At 62.9% G+C, this 19,875-nt stretch carries 13 protein-coding genes; 3 read left to right on the top strand and 10 right to left on the bottom strand.

Annotated features, from left to right (window positions below):
• Positions 1 to 108: 108 nt before the first annotated feature.
• Positions 109 to 1,635: a sodium:solute symporter family protein gene (locus QQF40_RS15830; protein WP_285461894.1), complete on the bottom strand. Its 1,527-nt coding sequence runs from the start codon at positions 1,633 to 1,635 to the stop codon at positions 109 to 111.
• A 10-nt stretch (positions 1,636 to 1,645) separates the two neighbouring features.
• Positions 1,646 to 1,885, bottom strand: a complete 240-nt coding sequence (locus QQF40_RS15825) for a hypothetical protein (RefSeq protein WP_285461893.1) — start codon at positions 1,883 to 1,885, stop codon at positions 1,646 to 1,648.
• Between the two features lie 268 nt (positions 1,886 to 2,153).
• On the opposite strand from QQF40_RS15825, the gene QQF40_RS15820 reads away from it, so the two are divergent.
• Positions 2,154 to 4,346 (top strand): OsmC domain/YcaO domain-containing protein, encoded by a 2,193-nt coding sequence (locus QQF40_RS15820; protein WP_285461892.1) that lies wholly within the window; start codon positions 2,154 to 2,156, stop codon positions 4,344 to 4,346.
• 147 nt (positions 4,347 to 4,493) lie between these two features.
• Here QQF40_RS15820 and QQF40_RS15815 read toward each other — a convergent pair whose 3' ends face one another.
• Complete coding sequence (locus tag QQF40_RS15815) at positions 4,494 to 5,435, bottom strand: LysR family transcriptional regulator (protein WP_285461891.1); 942 nt, start codon at positions 5,433 to 5,435, stop codon at positions 4,494 to 4,496.
• A 169-nt stretch (positions 5,436 to 5,604) separates the two neighbouring features.
• On the opposite strand from QQF40_RS15815, the gene QQF40_RS15810 reads away from it, so the two are divergent.
• Both QQF40_RS15810 and QQF40_RS15805 read left to right on the top strand, forming a co-directional pair.
• Positions 5,605 to 6,309 (top strand): SDR family oxidoreductase, encoded by a 705-nt coding sequence (locus QQF40_RS15810; RefSeq protein WP_285461890.1) that lies wholly within the window; start codon positions 5,605 to 5,607, stop codon positions 6,307 to 6,309.
• Between the two features lie 245 nt (positions 6,310 to 6,554).
• Positions 6,555 to 7,238 (top strand): type 1 glutamine amidotransferase domain-containing protein, encoded by a 684-nt coding sequence (locus tag QQF40_RS15805; RefSeq protein ID WP_176676848.1) that lies wholly within the window; start codon positions 6,555 to 6,557, stop codon positions 7,236 to 7,238.
• An 89-nt stretch (positions 7,239 to 7,327) separates the two neighbouring features.
• Here the strand turns inward: QQF40_RS15805 and QQF40_RS15800 are convergent, their stop codons facing one another.
• The 7 genes from QQF40_RS15800 to uca form a co-directional block, all read right to left on the bottom strand.
• Positions 7,328 to 8,161, bottom strand: coding sequence for an ABC transporter ATP-binding protein (locus QQF40_RS15800; RefSeq protein ID WP_285461889.1), 834 nt, complete (start codon positions 8,159 to 8,161; stop codon positions 7,328 to 7,330).
• Positions 8,158 to 9,099, bottom strand: coding sequence for a FecCD family ABC transporter permease (locus QQF40_RS15795; RefSeq protein WP_285461888.1), 942 nt, complete (start codon positions 9,097 to 9,099; stop codon positions 8,158 to 8,160). Before QQF40_RS15795 ends, QQF40_RS15800 begins: the two co-directional genes overlap by 4 nt.
• Before the next feature lie 203 nt (positions 9,100 to 9,302).
• Positions 9,303 to 10,271, bottom strand: coding sequence for a FecCD family ABC transporter permease (locus tag QQF40_RS15790; RefSeq protein WP_285461887.1), 969 nt, complete (start codon positions 10,269 to 10,271; stop codon positions 9,303 to 9,305).
• A gap of 43 nt (positions 10,272 to 10,314) precedes the next feature.
• Positions 10,315 to 11,313: an iron-siderophore ABC transporter substrate-binding protein gene (locus tag QQF40_RS15785; protein ID WP_285461886.1), complete on the bottom strand. Its 999-nt coding sequence runs from the start codon at positions 11,311 to 11,313 to the stop codon at positions 10,315 to 10,317.
• A 182-nt stretch (positions 11,314 to 11,495) separates the two neighbouring features.
• Positions 11,496 to 13,691 (bottom strand): TonB-dependent siderophore receptor, encoded by a 2,196-nt coding sequence (locus tag QQF40_RS15780; RefSeq protein WP_285461885.1) that lies wholly within the window; start codon positions 13,689 to 13,691, stop codon positions 11,496 to 11,498.
• 355 nt (positions 13,692 to 14,046) lie between these two features.
• On the bottom strand, positions 14,047 to 15,879 hold the full coding sequence (atzF, locus tag QQF40_RS15775) for an allophanate hydrolase (RefSeq protein ID WP_285461884.1): 1,833 nt from the start codon (positions 15,877 to 15,879) through the stop codon (positions 14,047 to 14,049).
• Positions 15,879 to 19,715, bottom strand: a complete 3,837-nt coding sequence (gene uca, locus QQF40_RS15770) for an urea carboxylase (protein WP_285461883.1) — start codon at positions 19,713 to 19,715, stop codon at positions 15,879 to 15,881. The genes atzF and uca overlap by 1 nt, the downstream gene beginning before the upstream one ends.
• Positions 19,716 to 19,875 lie beyond the last annotated feature (160 nt).

Genomic DNA, 19,875 nt, shown 5'->3' with positions numbered 1-19,875 from the left:
GCCGGCTATCAGATATTGTGATCAAGCACTCGCACGTGGGGAGTTCTTGGCACGTGAGGTGTGCTCGGCAATGAAAAGGGCCTGCGCAATGCAGGCCCTTGTCGCTGGTCAGCGGGCTTCGATCACCTGAGGTGAGGGGGCCACATCATCTTCCAGCTGCTCCGGGTGATATTCCGCGGTGTAATCCCGACGCGCCTGCGCGAAGCGTTCCACCACCTCGGCATCCTTGCGCTGCAAGGCGAGACTGATGATGACGAAGGCTGACGCATTGAGGATCAGGCCCCAGATGCCGGCATGCAGGCCAAGCGGGTTGCCGACACTGGCGCCGTAGGACAGCCAGAGGACGGTCACGATGCCCAGAATCAGGCCCCAGAAGGCCGCTTGCGGGTGTGCCTTGCGCCAGGTGATGGCGCCCAGTGTCGGCACGATCAGCTGAGCGGTGCCCGCCAGTGCCGCGATCCCGATGGTGACAAGCAGTCCCGGTACGGTCAGTGCCAGGATGTAGGCCGCTAGAGAGAAGCCGACCAGGGACAGGCGACCGATATGGACGATGCGCTTCTGGTCCGCTTGCGGGTTCACGTAGCGCTTGTAGATATCCATGGTGACGACGGTCGATACCGCATGAATCTGGGAGTTGGCGGTGGACATTGCCGCTGCTGCGCCAGCCGCCATGATCAGCGATGCAAGCAGGTAGGGCGCATAGTTCATCAGCATGACGGGCAGGATCTGGTCAGCATTCTCTAGGCCGGGCTCCAGCAGTACCCCGGTGTACCCCGTGAGCACCGAACCGAAGTAGGCGAAGGCGGCGAGCCCCAGCAGGAAAGGCATCAATCCGAACAGCTTGCCGCTTTTCACCGAATACATGCGCAGCCAGATCTGGGGACCCATGAAGGCGCCGATGGCGACGATCACGAACAGCGAGAACCACATGGAGTAGCCCATGTTGCCATTCGGCCCCGGCAGCGTCAGATGCGCGGGCGAGTCGCTGGCAAGCTGAGCGAACATGCTGGTCGGGCCACCTGCCTGGCCGGCGATGTAGTAGCCCGCATACATCATGCCGAAGAACAGCAGCGCCCCGTAGATCACATCTGTCCAGGCGATGGCGCGAATTCCGCCGACCCACACATAGACGATGATGATGAAGTAGAACAGCAGTGCGGCCAGCCAGAAGGGCACGACGCCACCGGAGGCGACTTCGATCAGGTAAGCGCCGCCTGTCAGCTGGATCTGCAGATATGGCACGGTAAAGATCAGCGTGATGACGGCGACGAGGATTCTGAGGGCTTCACTGTTGTAGAAGTCGCCCATCAGGTCTGACGGCGTCAGATAGTCGAAGCGCTTGCCGAGATACCAGACGCGCTTGCCTACCCAGTAGTACATGAAGCCGAAGAGCAGGTTCCACGCAAGTGCGGTGAGATAGATCGGGCCACTGGTGTAGAAGGTGGCATTCGAGCCCAGGAAGGCAAAGGCGCTCCACCAGGTAGCCGCCACAGTGAAGAACACGGCAATGCTGCCCATGGCCCGCCCCTGAACGAAGAAGTCTTCGCTCGTCGTCTGGGACTTGCGGGCCGAGACGAGCCCGACGATCAAGGGGATGATCATGAAGGCCGCGATGATCAAGATACTTCCCGTCATGATGAGCTCCTCAGCGCTTGCCGCCGGTGGAAGGGGCCTTGGCGCTCCCCCAGTTGGTCAGGTAGGCATACAGGAACACGGCGGTGAGGAAGCCCCACCACACCAGGTTCCAGACGAGGAAGAACGGAATTCCCATTAACATGGGCTCGATCTTGTTGGCCATCAGAATCATCGGACTCTCGAGCATGAAGAACCCGAGGAGCATGCTCCCGTAGATGGCGACCTTGCGGGTCGTGAAACGCTTCATCATTGCATTCCCCTTTATTGTGGTTGTGGGGCGTGTTGTGACCTGTCGTGGACAACGACAGGGGATCAAGCATGGCAATGTATCAATTATTGTATTTATGCGTATAAATTAACCAATAGGTGACAATCCCCTTGCCGTCAAGGAAGTCGCGGCGTTTTCGCTTTTCGCCTCACCCGCGACGCAGGCCCCCAAAATCTGGATAATGGCGGCCATCGCGTAGCCGCCAGACTGGCGTGCTGGCGCCCACACTCTTCACAGCGGTGCATCGTTCATGGAAATCAAGGTCAACTTTCTCGACAACCTGAGGCTCGAGGCGAAATTCGACGACTTCACGGTCATCACCGATCAGCCCATCCGCTACAAGGGTGACGGGTCGGCGCCGAGCCCGTTCGACTACTTCCTGGCGTCGTCGGCGCTGTGCGCGGCGTATTTCGTGAAGGTGTACTGTGTGGCGCGGGACATCCCGACCGAGAACATCCGCCTGTCGCAGAACAACATCGTCGACCCGGAGAATCGCTACAACCAGATCTTCAAGATCCAAGTGGAGCTGCCGGAAGACCTCTCCGACAAGGACCGTCAGGGCATCCTGCGCTCCATCGAGCGTTGTACGGTGAAGAAGGTCGTCCAGACCGGCCCGGGCTTCGAGATCGAGACGGTCGACAACCTCGACGAGGACGCCCAGGCATTGCTGATGGCGGAGCCGCCGGAAGGACAGAGCACCTGGATCGAAGGCAAGGACCTGCCATTGGAGCAGACCATCGCCAACATGACGGGCCTCTTGAATGATCTCGGCATGAAGATCGAGATCGCGTCCTGGCGAAACATCGTGCCGCACGTCTGGTCGCTGCACATTCGTGATGCCGCCTCGCCGATGTGCTTCACCAACGGCAAGGGTTCGACCAAGGAGAGCGCGCTGTGCTCGGCCCTGGGCGAGTTCATCGAGCGCCTGAGCTGCAACTTCTTCTATAACGATCAGTTCTTCGGCGAAGCCATCGCTGACAGCGAGTTCGTGCACTACCCGAACGAGAAGTGGTTCCAGCCGGGCCCGAACGATGAGATCCCGGAAGGCGTGCTGGACGATTACTGTCTCGAGATCTTCAATCCGGACGGCGAGCTGGGTGGTTCCAACCTGATCGACACCAATTCCGGCCGTGCGGACCGTGGCATCGTCTCCCTGCCGTTCACTCGTCGCTCGGACGGTGAGACGATCTACTTCCCGTCCAACCTGATCGAGAACCTGTATCTCAGCAACGGCATGAGCGCCGGCAACACACTGCCGGAAGCCCAGGTGCAGTGTCTGTCCGAAATCTTCGAGCGCGCGGTGAAGCGCGAGATTCTCGAGCAGGAACTGACCCTGCCGGACGTGCCGCAGGACGTGCTGGCCAAGTACCCGCAGATCGTCGAGGGCATCGAGGCACTCGAAGCCCAGGGCTTCCCGATTCTGGTCAAGGATGCCTCGCTGGGTGGCCAGTTCCCGGTGGCTTGCGTCACGCTGATGAACCCGAAGACCGGCGGTGTCTTCGCCTCCTTCGGCGCGCATCCGAGCTTCGAAGTCGCCATCGAGCGCAGCCTGACCGAGCTGATGCAGGGCCGCAGCTTCGAAGGACTCAACGACTTCATGCCGCCGACCTTCAACTCGCTGGCCGTGTCCGAGCCGAACAACTTCGTCGAGCACTTCATCGACTCATCAGGCCTCGTCTCCTGGCGCTTCTTCAGCTCGAAGACCGACATAGAGTTCGTCGAGTGGGACTTCTCCGGCAGCAATGAAGAAGAAGTCGCCAACCTGTTCGGTATCCTCGACGAGATCGGCAAGGAGTCCTACATGGCGGTGCACGAGGATCTCGGCGCGCCGGTGTGCCGTATCCTGGTGCCGGGCTATTCCGAGGTCTATCCGGTCGAGGACCTGGTGTGGGACAACACCAACATGGCGCTGGATTATCGTGAGGACATCCTCAATCTGCATCATCTCGATGATGAGCAGCTGGCGGACCTGGGCGAGCGTCTCGAAGAGAGCCAGCTTGATGAGCACATGGACATCAAGACGCTGATCGGCATCGAGTTCGACGAGAACACCATCTGGGGTCAGCTGACGATTCTCGAGTTGAAGCTGATGATCAATCTCGCGCTGGGTCAGCATGAGGACGCGCTGGATCGTGTCGAGATGTTCCTGCAGTACAACGACAACACTGTTGTGCGCGGCCTCTACTACCAGGCCATGAAGGCAGTGCTGGAAATCACGCTGGATGATGAGCTGGAGCTTGAGGATTACCTCTACAACTTCCGTCGCATGTTCGGTGAAGACACCATGGCTGCCGTGGTCGGCTCCGTGCAGGGCGAGGTTCGCTTCCATGGCCTGGAGCCCACCAACATGCAGCTGGAAGGGCTGGATCGCCACCTGCGTCTGATCGAAAGCTACCAGAAGCTGCACGCCCATCGCGCTGCGCTGGCAGCCGGGCAGGCCTGATGCTCGCCAGTTGAATCCCGCGTCATGACGAAAAACGGCCCCTCATCATCTGATGAGGGGCCGTTTTTCGTCTCCGGACGCTTGTGCTGTCCTCCAGAGCTCAAAGGGCTCAGGACGCGGGACGCAGAGCGCGGAAGGGCTCAAGACTCACGGCAGCACTGTTTGTTCCTCTGTGAGACGCTGACAACATTCGATGATCTGCTCGCGGATCCAGCGATGCGCCGGGTCCTTCTGATAACGGCGATGCCAGCTCAAGTGGAAGGGAAAGGTGGCGAAGGCCACCGGGGGGGCTACACGGGTGACGGCAAATTGACGGCTGAAGTGGTCACAAAGGCCGCTAGGCAGACTCGCGATCAGCGGCGAGCGCTCCAGCAGAGAGGGCACGGCCATGAAGTAGGTGACCGCCAGGGCTACCTCACGCTTGAGCCCCTGGCCCTCGAGCTGCTTGAAGATGCCGCTTTTCAGGCGGGTATGAGGTTGCACCAACACGTGGGCGTGGTGCTCGAAATCCGCCTTTGTCATGCGACCTTCATCATCCAGACGCTCCAGTAGCGGATGCCCGTTGCCGACCAGGCAATCGATGCCTTCCGTGATCACTTCCCTGACCACCAGATTCTCGGGCGGATCGACCTGACGCCCGAAGGCGAGATCCGTCGTGCCGCTCATCACGCCGGCTTCACTCATGTCCTGCGAGAGGCGGCGTACCTGAAGGGTGATGCCCGGCGCCTGTTCACGCAGGATCGTCGCCAGTTGCGGCAGGATCAGCACCTCGAAGTAGTCGTTGGCGGCAATCTCGAAATGACGGCTCTCGGTGGTGTGGTCGAAGTGTCGCTCGCTGTTGATCAGGCCATCGAGATCGGTCAGCGCCGCCTCGATGGTCGGGAACAGGTGGTCGGCCTTCTCGGTAGGGCGCATGCGCTGGCGGTCGCGGATGAACAGTGGGTCATTGAACAGCTCGCGCAGCCTGGAGAGCGCCGCGCTCACCGAGGGCTGACTCAGATGCAGACGCTCGCCGGCGCGCGTGACGTTCTGCTCCAGATACAGCGCATGGAAGGTGCGCAGGAGGTTGAGGTCGTAGTTGAGCTTCATGATGACTACCAGAGCAGGCGGAGTGTCTCGGCTGCACTCGGGCGAGTGAGCACTATTTGTCTGGATGATAGCAGCTATCTGTACTATCGATTATCACGATGGCAAGTTCAGGCGGTAGGGTAGTGATCAGAACACGTCGAGTGATCCAAGCGACCCACAGGAGTGAGCCATGAATGATGTGAAGCAGACACAAGTCGAAGGAGAAAAGATCGTGCTGATCACCGGTGCCTCCAGCGGTATCGGTGAGGCCACCGCACGTACACTGGTCAAGGCCGGGCACAAGGTCGTCGCGACCGCCCGTCGCAAGGAGCGCCTCGATGCGCTCGTCGATGAACTGGGCAGCGACAAGGTGCTGGCGATTGCCGCTGATGCGACGGACTACGATCAGCTCGCCAAGGTCGTCGAGCAGGCCGTGGCCCAGCATGGCCGTCTGGACGTGGCGTTCGCCAATGCCGGCACCGGCGTCAGCCAGCCAGGCACCGAGAAAGGCGATCCCGAGGAGTGGAAGCGAGTCATCGACATCAACATCAATGCGCTGCTGTGGACCGCCCACGCGACGCTGCCGCACCTGAGAGAGAGCAAGGGCCACTTCATCCTCACCAGTTCCGTGGCCGGTCGCGCCAATCATGCGGGCTCCATCTACAGTTCCAGCAAGTGGTTCGCCTACGGCTTCGGCCAGAACCTGGCGATGGAAATGGCCGAGTGGCAGGGCCGCTGCACCACCATCACCCCGGGCATGGTCAATACCGCCTTCTTCGACCAGCCCAAGCCGGACAAGCTGGACCCGCAGGATGTGGCGGATGCCGTGCTCTACGCCATCAGAGCCTCGCCGCGTGCCAATATCCGCGAAGTGCATCTGATGCCAACTTACTGATCTGGCAAGCCAGGCCTCTCACAGCTGATCTGCTACAACGGATGAGCATGGCCATCTTGAGCTGAGCGACATGAGCACTATTTATCTCAATGATAGTGGCTATCCGGACTATCGATTATGACGATGATGGTGAGGGCAGTAGGCTTGATTCAACACAGGGCGAGCACCATTTAGTGACCATTACGTCGCTGACATCTTTCGTGAAGTGACCATTGCGGGCTATCCCGCACGTAGAGGAGAGCAACATGAGCAAGGTTCTGGTAGTAGTGACCTCCCACGATACGCTGGGTGACACGGGCAAGAAGACGGGCTTCTGGCTCGAAGAGCTGGCGGCTCCCTACTACGTCATGAAGGACGCCGGCATCGAGGTGACGCTGGCCTCTCCCAAGGGTGGCCAGCCGCCGCTGGACCCGGCAAGCCAAGGCGAGGATTTCCAGACGGATGCCACGCGTCGCTTCGACAAGGACGCCGCTGCTCAGCAGGACCTCGCCACCACCGCCGTGCTGGCAGACATGAAGGTCGAAGACTTCGACGCCATCTTCTACCCGGGCGGCCACGGCCCGCTATGGGATCTGACCAACGACGCGGATTCCATCCGTCTGATCGAGCAGTTCCACGCGGCTGGCAAGCCGGTCAGCTCCGTCTGCCACGCCCCGGCAGTGCTGCTGAACGCCCGCAAGCCGGATGGCACTCCCTTCGTGGACGGTGTGCGTGTCACCGGCTTCACCAATGGCGAAGAAGAAAGCGTCGGTCTCACCAATGTCGTGCCGTTCCTGGTCGAAGATGCCCTGCAGCAGAAAGGCGGCATCTATGAGAAGAAGGCCGATTTCACCTCCTTCGCGATTCAGGATGGCCTGATCATCACCGGTCAGAATCCGATGTCTTCCGAAGGTGTCGCTGAGCTGCTGATCGACAGCCTCAAGAAGTAGATCGGGCGAGTCAAGGCAGCCCGAAAAACCCCGCTACCGGGTCACCGGTAGCGGGGTTTTCGTATCTATTGCGCATCGGGTGGCAGAATCTATCCCGGAACGGGAGCCCGAGGTGTCAGTCCATGTCTGCCCAGCGGCGTCATCATCGGCTTGCCGGTGACGGGGTCGGGCGAGATATGACTCTGCATGCCGAAAACGTCTTTCACCATCTCGCGCGTCAGGACTGTCTCGGCGCTGCCGTGGGCGTAGATGCAGCCCTTGGATAGCGCGATCAGTACATCGGCATAGCGTGCCGCCAGGTTCAGTTCATGCAGCACCATCACGATAGTCGTGCCTCTGGCATGGTTCAGATCTGTCAGCAGGTCAAGCACTTCCACCTGATGATTGATGTCGAGAAAGGTGGTCGGCTCATCGAGCAACAGGATGTCGGTCTGTTGCGCAAGGGCCATGGCGATCCAGACGCGTTGGCGCTGCCCGCCGGAGAGCTCATCTACCGGGCGCTCCGCCAATGAGGCGGTATCCGTGGCGTTGAGGGCTTCCAGCACGGCGCTATCGTCCTCACGACGCCAGCGCTGGAACAGCTTTTGATGGGGATGACGCCCTCGACTGACGAGGTCGAGCACCGTGATACCCTCCGGCGCGATCGGTGATTGAGAGAGCAATCCCAATCGCTTTGCCAATTGCCGGGCCGGCAAGCGATGGATCGACTTGCCGTCCAGCAGGACTTCGCCTCGGACGGGTGTCAGCAGCCGTGAGAGCGTGCGTAGCAATGTCGACTTGCCGCAGGCATTGGCACCAACGATGGCTGTTGTCTTGCCTGGTGCGATGTCGAGATCGATACCGGAAAGGACTGGACGCTCGGCATAGCCAGCCGCGAGGTCTGTCACGCCAAGGCCTGAAGTGCAGGAAGAAGGCTGCGTCATGAAGAAGCTCCGCGCTGGTTTTCACGAATCACGAGATAGAGCAGGAAGGGCGCACCGAGCACACCGGTCACCACGCCCACCGGATAGCGGGCGGGCAGCAGAAATTGTCCGATGAAGTCTGCGCCCAGCATCAAGAGCGCACCGATCATCGCTGCTGGCACCAGCACGGAACCCTGATGGTGAAACAGTCGTGTCGCGACGGGGCCACTCAGGAAGGCCACGAAGGCGACCGGGCCTGCCACGGCAGTGGCGCAGGCCACCAGACCGACAGCGGAAATGATGATGCCCAGGCGAGTCATGGACAGCCGCACACCCAGCCCGGCTGCCATGTCATCGCCCATGCGCAGGACCTCCAGACTCCGGCTCAGCAGTAACAGGACGCCCCCAAGCAGGACGAACACGATACCCAGCGGTGCCACCTGGCTCAGGGTCACGCTGTTGAGACTGCCCGTCATCCAGCGCAGGGCCTCCTGAAGTGACCAGCTGGGTGCCTGGGTCAGAACATAGGCGGTGATGCTCTGCAGCATGGCGCCCAGCCCGATGCCTACCAGAATCAGGCGTGCACCGGCCACGCCATTGCGCCATGACAGTGCGTAGATCAAGCCCGCGACGCCCAGCGCCGCCAGTACCGCGATCACTGATACGGCAGTGCCACTCAGCGACAGCATCACGATGGCGAAGACCGCCGCAGCGCTGGCACCGGCACTGATGCCGATGATGTCCGGGCTCGCAAGCGGGTTGCGCAGCAGACTCTGGAAGGCGGCTCCGCCCAGGCCAAAACAGCCACCTGCCAGCACCGCGACCAGCGCGCGAGGCAGGCGCAGCTCGCCCACGATGAAGCTTGCACCTGCGACCGGCTCGCCCCACAGCACACGCAGTACCGTCAGTGGGGAGATAAAGCTTTGGCCTTGTACCAGGGTAAGGCTGAAGGCTGTCACCAGGACCGCGAACAGGCACCAGGATTTGCGCCTTCTGGCATCCTGGCGAGATTTACGCAGCCCCCGGATATCCCGGTGGCCGCAACGGGCGCGTGGGCGCAGGGGCCTTGGGTGGGCCCGGTGAGTGTCATCAAGCGATGCGTGCATCACATGCTGCGCCGTCTCATCCTCAGGCTGGGATGCGCGACGAGAAGAAAAGGCAGTCACAGTGATTTCACCTTGTGGCGACGTACGATCCAGAGAAAGACGGGGGCGCCGACCAGCGCAGTCATGATGCCGACATCGAGTTCGGCAGGGCGGGCAATCAGCCGGCCCGCGATATCGGCCGACGTCAGCAACAGCGCCCCGGCCAGTGCTGACAGCGGAACCACCCAGCGGTAATCACTGCCGACCACCAGACGGCAGACATGTGGCACGACAAGGCCGACAAAGGCGATGGGCCCACATACCGCGGTGATGCCGCCGCACAGTAGAATCGCCCCCAGCGCCGTCATGAGTCGCATGAATGCGACTCGCTCGCCGAGCCCACTGGCCATGTCATCACCGAGCGCGAGCATGTTCAGCTTGCGAGCTGAAAGCCCGCAGATCAGCAGGCCGCTGATCACGAAGGGCAGGGCAGGCGTGATCTGATCCAGTGTCGCGCCACCCACGCCACCGATCAGCCACGACTGGATCAAGCCTCCGATGTCGGCGCGCGGCAGGATGATGGCCGAGGTCAAGGAACTCAGTGCTGCTGACACGACGGCACCGGATAGCGCCAATCTCAAAGGGGTGGCGCCACCTCGGCCGAGACTGGCGATCAGATAGACCACCACGGCGCTTGCGCCCGCCCCGACAATGGCCAGCCACAGATAGTCGCTGGCCTGCTCGATGCTGAACCAGGCGATGCCGATCACCACTGCCAGAGCGGCACCGGCATTCACGCCAAGTAGCCCCGGGTCTGCCAGCGGGTTGCGGGTCAATCCCTGCATGGCTGCCCCTGAAACGCCCAGCGCCGCCCCAGCCATGATGGCCAGCAGCGTGCGCGGCAGACGACTGGCGACAGCCGCCTCCGCCATCGTGTCGAGAGAGCCATCCAGCAGCCTGATGATATCGGACCAGCTCGTCGCCCGTGCGCCGAACATCACTGACAGCACCACGACAGCGCCCAACGCCAGCACCAGTCCCAGCATCCCCAGCCAGCGCCGCTTGCGGGAAGCGGCGCGCCCGGTGAGGTCAGTCGGCCTTGTTGGCGGCGATGGACAACAGGTCAACATAATCGTCGAGTACCCAGGGAATCGAGAGGGGTGTGGGGTTGGCGGCCGTGCCCATCGGGCCGTTTTCCAGCAACACCACGGCGTCCTGCTGGATGGCCGGCAGGCGTGAGGTCAGCAGATGCTCATTGAGGCGGTCAACCAGTGTCTGGCCGCCATAGGTCAGCACGATATCGACATCGGCCAGCTCATCGAGGCGCTCTGCACTGATCTGACCGGCAAAGCGGCCATCGACGGCGGTCTCGGTGACGAACTGCGGCGAGACCATGCCCAGTTCGTGGAAGAAGCGCACCCGGGCATCGTTGTCGTTGTAGAAGGCGATGCGGCTCAGATTGGTCGGGTCGATATGGCTGATCACGATGATCGACTTGCCCTGGATCTCCGGGTGACTTGCGACATTCTCGGCGACCTGTGCCTCGAGACGCTCGATCAGCGCTTCGCCCTCGGCCGCCATGCCCATGCCGGCACTATCGAGGCGAATCATGTCACGCCAGCTGGAAGACCAGCGCGGGCCAGGACGAGCTACGACAGGGGCGATCTTGCTCAAGGTGTTGTAGTCGGCCTCGCTGAGTCCGGAATAGGCAGCGAGTATCACATCCGGCTCGCTCGCGGCCACGGCCTCGAAGTCGATGCCATCCCCTTCGTCATACAGATTGGCGGCGTCACCACCCAGTTCGTCCAGTCGTGCCTTGACCCACGGCATCATGCCGTCGCCATCATCATCTCCGAATGCCTGACGGGGGAAGCCCACAGGCACCACGCCCAGTGCCAACGGCACTTCATGATTGGCCCAGGCGACAGTGGCGATACGTTGCGGCTTCTTCTCGATGACGGTGGTACCGAAAGCATGCTGGATGGTGAGTGGATACTGAGCCGTTGTCTCGGTGACATCAGAGACAAGCGAGGAGGTGTGGGTGTCAGCCTGTGAAGAGTGTGACTCGTGTGCCTGGGCGGCAGGCATGAAACAAGTGGCCATGAGGGCCAGGCCAATGGCGCAGGAAAGTCGCGTGCGTCGCAAGGGAGAATCCTTTTGTGATCGTGTCGCGGTGGATACCGCCATCAAGATGAGACCAGACAGACCCGGTCGGTGAGGGCCTGTCTGGTCGTCGGATACAGAGAATGTTCGTGCAGGGAATGCTCGACTCAGAAGTCGTAGGTCATGCTCAGCAACGCACTGCGCGGCGCGCCGTACAGGTACTGGCTGTAGAAGCCCTGCTGCGTGTAGTACTCCTCATCGAAGAGGTTGGACACGTTGAGCTGGGTGCTGAAGTTGTCATTGAAGCGATAGCGCGCCATGGCGTTGGCGAGGAAGACATCGCCCTGGCCGACCTTCTCGCTACCGGTGGGCGTGTCGGTATCCTTGTAGGTATCACCCTGCCAGGTGCCACCAGCGCCCAGGGTCAGGCGTGACCAGTCGCCGGGCAACTGCCAGGTGGCATAGACCTTGGCCTGCTGGCGTGGATAGCTGGTATTGAGCTGGGTGCCATCGGAATCCTCGGCATCCACCAGCGCGTAGCTGGCGGAGAGGTTGATGCCCGGCGCGACTTCACCGGCCACTTCCAGCTCGAAGCCTTCGACCACGGCGCCATCGGATTCGGTGTAGGCCTGATCGGTGGTACCTGCGACATAGACGCCCGGAATCTCGACGGCCAGATTGTCCTGCTCGCTGCGGAAGACGGCGAAGGACACGTCAGCGCGGTCCTCGAACAGCGCCGCCTTCAGGCCTGCTTCGTAGCTGGTGCCCTCGAGCGGATCGAGCAGGGCGCCATCGGGGGCACGCTCACTCTGGGTGTTGAAGATCTGCGTATAGCTGGTATATGCGGTGAGATTGTCGGTGATGTCGACGATCAGGCCGGCATAGGGCGTGAACTCGTCGTTGTATTCGTAACTGCGCTCACCACGGTAATCCTGGTCGATCTCCCAATCGGTCAGACGGGCGCCGATGATCAGGTGTACGGGGTCGGCCAGCGAGAAACGCGTGACGGCGTAGAAGCCTTCCTGTTTGGTCTCGGTGTCATCCGTCAGGCCCCACTCGCCCCATTCGGGCTCGGTCAGTGCCGGGTCGTCACGATCAGTGAAGCTGCCCAGCGCCGGTACGTCGCCCGCCGGGGTGCGGCTCCAGATCTCGTACTCTTCCTTGAGCTGCATGTAGCCAAAGCCCAGCTGGTGCTCACGACCGAACAGCTCGAAGGGGCCTTCGGCACTCAGGTTGAGGTTCTTCTGGGTGCGATCACCGCGATAGTCGACCAGATAGGAGGTCGTCGGATATTGGCGATTGCTGTCGTAGTAGAGGATGCCGTTGTCACGATCCACATAGCCGCCACGGTAGTTGTAGGTCAGCCCGTAGTTGGCATCACCATGGCTGTAGGCCGCTGTGGCTTTCCAGCCATTGGCGAAGTAGTGGGTCAGGTCCGCGAAGCCACGCGTGTTCTCGGTGAAGAAGTGAGCCCACTCGGTATTGTTGGCGACTGACTGATCGAAATCGGTGCGCGTGCCATCGGTGTAGTAGAGCGGCACGCCCAGATAGGCGCCGTCCTGGTCGTAGCGCTGATACTCGACGCCGACGTTCAGTTCGGTATCCGGTGTCAGTTCCGCGGCGATCACGCCATACAACGTCTCGCGATCATTCTCGACATCATCCATGAAGCTGTCGGAGCGGTCCTTGGCGGCCACGAAGCGCACGCCGACCTTGCCGGCGTCATCCAGAGGTGTGCTGACATCCACCACACCACGGCGGCGGTCCCAGCTACCGACAGCGCCTGTCACGCTCGCTGCGGCTTCATCCAGCGGCTTCTTGCGCACGAAGTTGACGGTGGCGGACGGGTCGCCCACGCCAGTCATCAGGCCGGTGGCGCCGCGGACGACCTCGACACGATCATAGATGGCGGTATCCCACTCGGCGTCGCCGAAGGGCCAGAAGCTGCTGGTGTTGCTCTGCTGACCATCGAACTGGAAATTGCGGATCGAGTAGCCACGCGACTGGAAGTTGGTGCGCGTGCCATCGAGACGATTGGAAGACACCCCCGGCAGACGATTGACGGCTTCCGTGGTACTGGTCAGCGCCTCATCCTCCATCTGCTGGCGGGTCAGGAAGCTGACGGATTGCGGTGTCTCGCGCGGTGATAGCGTCAGGCCATTGGCACTGGTGCTGGAGTCGACCGTATACGCCTGTGTCTCTTCTGTGGTGCTGCCTTGTGCCTCGCCGACGATGGTCATCGCCTCAAGCGTGCGAGTGTCATCCGCAACGGCGGTGGCACTGAGCAGTGAAGAGGTCGCGAGCGCGATGGAGAGAGCAAGTGGCGAGCGAGTGAAACCTGGACGGCGGAGTGAGTGAGCCAAGACTGCGTTCCCTAGTTGTTTATAATAATCATTATTATTTACCCGCTGGCGGCACTTTTGTTTTGCGAAATGCCAGACATGCTTTGCGGGATGCCAAGAATGAAAATTTCGGGGAACTTCATGAGCCCGGCATGGTGCTATCGGGCGGTGGGGCTGGTCATGTAGCAAGCCAGAGGCAGCTATCGGGGCACTCATACGGGCCACGCGTTCCCACCTTCAGGCCACGCACACAAGCGTCAAACTGAAACGCCCCGCGGCCGTGTATCCGGTCGCGGGGCGTTTCGTTTCAGATCTGTCGCTCTTTGTCTTGTGGTGCAGGGCGGCTCAGGGTTACGGATCAGAGGTTACGGCGCGCTCACTCGCGCTCCACCCACGCCTTCCAGCCGCCGTATTCGCTGATGTCCGTCATCGGTACGCCGCTGTCAGCGGACACCGAGCAGATGAAGCCCGCGACCCAGCGGCCGTCTTCGAGCTCGATCTGGCCCAGGCCCAGCGGGAAGGGGATGCCGGCGAGGAAGCTGCCGACACTGGCGATGGGTAGTGACCAGACCTCCAGCGCGATGCTGGTACCGTCTTGCGGGGCACGTAGCATGGCCGGTTTGGCGGGTGTCGCATCGTCCAGCTGATAGAGGCGGTAGCGGGGGGCGCTGTGAGTGCGGGCGACCAGGTGTGCATCGCGCTGGGTGAGCTGGTGATTGAGCGGCATGCCAGTGAGATGTGCGCCGCAGACCGCGATCTCGAGGCGGCCATTCTGCGCCATCGGCAGATCGCTGTCTGCGAGGCGAGCCTGGGGGCGGGCGACGGCGCTGGATCCCAGCGGCAGTGCGAATTCCTTCTCGAGCAGCCGCGCGATGCTGAGCAGCTGCAGGTCTTCAAAGGCAGGCGCGAACAGTGTCACGCCCCCGGGCAGGCCCTGGCGGTTGAAGCCCACCGGTACGGCCAGCGCGCTCAGGTCCAGCAGGTTCATGAAGTTGGTCCAGGTGCCCAGCTCGGAATTGACGGCGATCGGTGCCTCGGCCAGCTCCGCCTTGGTCGGCAGGCGCGGCGTGGTCGGGGCCAGCATCACGTCCACCTGCGCCAGTAGCGCCTCGGCCTGACGGCGGTATTCGGCCAGTTGATAGCGCGCATCGAAGGCATCGACGGCCAGCGGCGTGGCACCGCCGAGGGTGATCTCGCGGGTTACCGGGTGCAGCGCCTCGGGGTTGCGCTCGATCAGCTCGCGCACCGCGTGATAGCGCTCCGCCACCCACGGGCCTTCATACAGCAGGCGCGCGGCGGCCAGCAGCGGGCTGCAATCCAGCTCGACCAGCTCGGCCCCCAGCGCCTTGCACTGACGCATCGCCGCTTCCATGTAGCCGCTGTAATCGCTGTCGGTATGCCACTGAGCCCGTGGCGGCACACCGATGCGCAGACCGCCGAGGTCCGGCAGCACGCCATAGGCCTGGCCGTGAACGCTGAAGTCATGCTCGCGCGCCCAGCGATTGTCGGTATCGAACTGTGCGGTGACTGACAGCACCTGCGCGGCATCATCGCAGCCTAGCGCGAAGATGGAGATGGTATCCAGGGTGGCGCAGGCCGGCACCACACCGCCCGCGCTGAGCAGGCCAAGCGTCGGCTTCACGCCCACCAGGTTGTTGAAACAGGCCGGCACGCGCCCCGAGCCCGCCGTGTCCGTGCCCAGCGCGAAGCTGACCTGGCCCTGGGCGGTGACGACGGCGGAGCCACTGCTGGAGCCGCCCGGCACATAGGCGGGGTCGAAGGCATTGGCCGGGGTACCGTACACCGGCAGGGCACGTTCCCCGACCAGACCCGTGGCGAACTGATCCAGATTGGTCTTGCCCATCGGGATCGCACCTGCCGCGATCAGCTGCTTGACCACGAAGGCGTCATCGTCTGGTGTATAGGCGAATTCCGGGCAACCGGCGGTGGTGGTCACGCCGGCGAGATTGATGTTGTCCTTGATGGCGAAGGGGATGCCGTAGAGCGGCAGCGACTCGGGCGCCACGGCGTCCAGACGCGCCAGATAGGGTTCCAGCTGATCTGCACTCAGGCGGGTGATCCAGGCGGCATCTTGATCGGGCTGCGCGGCCAGCAACTCATCCACCAGCTGGCGTGGCGTCATCTCACCGGCCTGATAGGCCTTGCTCAGCGCCGTGATGCTCAGGTTGAGCGGGGTATGGGTCATCATCACAGCATCTCCTCGGAAGACAGGGTCGATTGGGCGTTGTCTGGTGCGCTGGCATCAGCGGGATCCGTGGTTTCCACGGCGGTCGACAGCACGATCAGCGGCTGGCCGGGGGCGACGCCGCTGCCTTCCTTGATCGGCAGGCGAACGACACGGCCTGCGGTGTGGGTGCGAATCTCGACTTCCATCTTCATCGACTCGACCAGCGCCACCACCTGGCCGGCCTCGACGAGATCGCCCTCGGCGACCTCCAGCTTCCACAGGCTGCCGGTGACCGGTGTCTCGATGCCCAGCTCGTCATCGCTCAGGCTGTCGGCTTCCTGTACCTCGTTGACCTGATCCTCGAAGGTGAACTGGCCGCGTGCATGCCAGTCGTCGATTTCCTGCTGGAAGGCGGCCTGACGGCGTTCACGGAAGGCATCGGTCTCGGCCTGATGCTCGGCGATCTGCGCCTGATAATCGGCGAGGCGGAAGCGCGTCTTCTCGATCTTGAGGTCGTAGCGGCCCTGAGGGTGATCACGACGGATCTGCTCAAGCGCCTCATGGCTGACCGGGTGGAAGCGCAGTTGATCGAAGACGCGCAGCAGCCAGGGGCTGGTGAAGTGTTCGGTGCGGCGATAGCGATTCCACATCTGCAGCGTGCGGCCGACGAACTGATAGCCGCCCGGACCTTCCATGCCATACACGCACAGATAGGCGCCGCCGATGCCCACCGAGTTCTCGGCGGTCCAGGTGCGTGCCGGGTTGTACTTGGTGGTCACCAGGCGCTGGCGCGGGTCCAGCGGCGTGGCCACCGGCGCGCCCAGGTAGACATCGCCGAGGCCCATCACCAGATAGCGGGCGTTGAGCACCGTCTCGCGCACCGCCGTCTCATCGGCGAGGCCATTGATGCGGCGAATGAATTCCAGATTGCTCGGGCACCAGGGGGCGTCCGGGCGCACCGAACGCTGGTACTTGTCGATGGCCTGCTGACACGCCGGGTCATCCCAGGACAGCGGCAGGTGCACGGTGCGTGCCTCGATCTCGATGTCCTCGACATCCTTGAGCGCGACTTCGGCCTGTTCGAGATGCGCCATCAGCGTCTCGAGCGTCAGGCTGCGCGGGTCGTAATGCAGTTGCAGCGAGCGAATGCCCGGGGTCATCTCCATCAGGCCGGGCAGCGGGTGTTCCTTGAGCCACAGCATCCAGGCGTGGGCGCGGAAGCGCAGCGCGATATCCAGCTCCATCTGGCCGAATTCGATCAGCAGGAAATCATCCCCGGCGCGGCGATAGACGATCTGCTCGCCGCCTTGCTCGGCGCTCAGGCGCTTGAGCACTGGCGAGTCATCGGGGCGCGGACGTTGCTCGGCGATGGCACTCAGCGTGTTGCTGGTCGCCGCCAGAGGTGACTCCAGTGCGTCGAGCTTGCCAGTGGCGAGGGCGGCGATCACGGCGTCTTGCTGCACCTCGATGGCGCGAGCTTCCTCCAGAGTCAGCGCGACGAAACGGATACGATCGCCGGCGGCCAGCTGGCCCAGCTTCCAGCGTTCACCACGCACCACGGTGGCCGGACACACGAAGCCGCCCAGCGACGGGCCGTCCGGGCCGAGGATGACCGGCATGTCGCCAGTGAAGTCGATGGTGCCGAAGGCGTAGGCGTTGTCGTGGATGTTGGAGGGGTGCAGACCGGCTTCGCCGCCGTCGGCGCGTGCCCACTGCGGACGCGGACCGATCAAGCGCACGCCGGTGCGGCTGGAGTTGTAATGCACTTCCCAGCGGTGGCCGAAGAAGGTGCTGATGTCGTCTTCGGTGAAGAAGTCCGGCGCACCGTGCGGGCCGTAGAGCACGCCGATCTGCCATTCGTGGCCTGAGCTCTTGCCTTGCTCATTATTGCCTTGCGCCTCATTCACTGCGCCAGCGCCCTGCGGGATCAGCGCCACGGGCAGCCGGGTCAGGGCGGGCTGGGGGCACTCGGCGAGATCGGCCAGCGGCAGGGTGTCGCCACTGCGCAGCGCACGTCCGGTATGGCCGCCGAACTGGCCCAGGGTGAAGGTCGCGCGCGAACCCAGATACTGCGGGCAGTCGATGCCACCGGCGATCAGCAGATAGCTGCGCGCGCCAGCGGCTACCTTGCCCAGGCTCAGGGTGCTGCCAGCGGCGATCTCATGCACCTGCCACAGGGCAAGCTCGTGAGTCACGGCGTCATCAGCGCCATCTTGCGGTGCTGGAACGGACAGCGTGGCGGGCAGTGGAGCACCGGCCAGCACCACGCGCGTGGCGCGATGGAAGTGCAGCGTCGGGCCATTGAGGGTGATCTCGAGGCCTGCGGCATCGGCGGCGTTGCCCAGCAGCGCATTGCCGAGACGGAAGGCGTAGTCATCGAAGGGGCCGGAGGGCGGCACGCCCACATCCCAGTGGCCCAGGCGACCCGGCATGTCCTGCACGGTGGTCAGAGTGCCGGGCACGAGTACCTCGAAGGTCGGCGCGGCCCACTCGAGGCCTTCCAGCCAGCGGGTGTAGATCTCGACATTGATGAAACGTGGGTCTTCCAGCAGGTGCGACAGCCACTGACGGTTGGTCTCGATGCCGTAGAGGCGAGAGGCCGCCAGTGCCTTGGAGAGATCGCCGCGCGCCTGCTCGCGGGTCGGGGCATGCACCATCACCTTGGCCAGCATCGGGTCGAACCAGGCGGGGACCTCGAAGCCGGCCTCGATGGAGTGATCCACCCGCAGCTGGCTGTCGTCGGCGAGGGCGGCGGTCACGGCGTCATTGGCGAATTCCACCTCGGTGAGCAGGCCGCTGGAAGGGCGGAAGTCGTGCTGCGGATTCTCGGCGTAGACGCGTGCCTGCATGGCGTGGCCGCGGGGTGTGAGCGGCGCGACCAGCTCGCGCAGATTGCCCAGCTCACCGGCGCCCAACTTGAGCATCCAGGCGACGATATCCACGCCCCACACAAGCTCGGTGACACCGTGCTCGACCTGCAGGCGCGTATTGACCTCCAGGAAATAGAAGGCCTGACGCTCGGCGTCATAGATGAATTCGACGGTGCCGGCGCTGCGGTAATTGACGGCTTCGCCGAGGCGGATGGCGGTGGCGATCATGTCTTCGCGAACGTGCTCGGGCAGGTTGGGTGCTGGGCATTCCTCGATGACCTTCTGGTGGCGGCGCTGACTGGAGCAGTCGCGCTCGCCCAGTGCGATCACCGTGCCTTCACCATCACCGAACAGCTGCACTTCCAGGTGACGGGCGCGGGCGATATACGCCTCTAGGAAGACGCCGCCATCCCCGAAGTTACGCTCGCCCAGCCCCTTCACCGAATCGAAGGCGCGACTGAGGGAGGCAGCGTCCTCACACACCTGCATGCCGATGCCGCCGCCGCCGGCGGTGGACTTGAGCATCACCGGATAGCCGATACGTGCGGCCTCGCTCAGTGCGCTCTCCACGTCGTCGAGCAGGCCGCTACCGGGTACCAGCGGTACGCCGGCATTCTCGGCGATGGTACGCGCTTCGTGCTTGAGGCCGAAGGCGTGGATCTGCTCGACGGTCGGGCCGAGGAAGACCAGGCCGGCAGCGTCACAGGCCTGGATGAAGCGGGTGTTCTCGGACAGGAATCCGTAGCCCGGATGGACGGCCTGGGCGCCGCTTTCGCGAGCGATGGCGATCAGCTTGTCGATGTCGAGATAGGTCTCGGCGGCGGCACCTTCGCCGAGGCAGTAGGCTTCATCGGCCTCGCGCACGAAGGGGGATTCACGATCGGCTTCTGCGTAGACGGCGACGCTCTGGACACCGAGGGCACGCAGCGTGCGCTGGATTCGGGTGGCGATGGCGCCACGGTTGGCAATCAGGACCTTGTGGAACATGACGGAGTCATCCTTCCGGCGGCGGGTCGTCCCGCCTTCAAACTGTGAGCTGCCGGTCGTCCGGTAGCCGGGCGGAGCCTTGGGGGCTGACGAGTGATGCAGAAGAGATGACATCGTCAGGTGTGGCTCGGCCGTGTCTTGTCGTATTCGAATGCTTCGG

Source organism: Cobetia sp. LC6 (assembly GCF_030264805.1).
GTDB lineage: Bacteria > Pseudomonadota > Gammaproteobacteria > Pseudomonadales > Halomonadaceae > Cobetia.
Note: the sequence above shows the minus strand (reverse complement) of the source record. Positions and strands in the feature narration are given on the sequence as shown.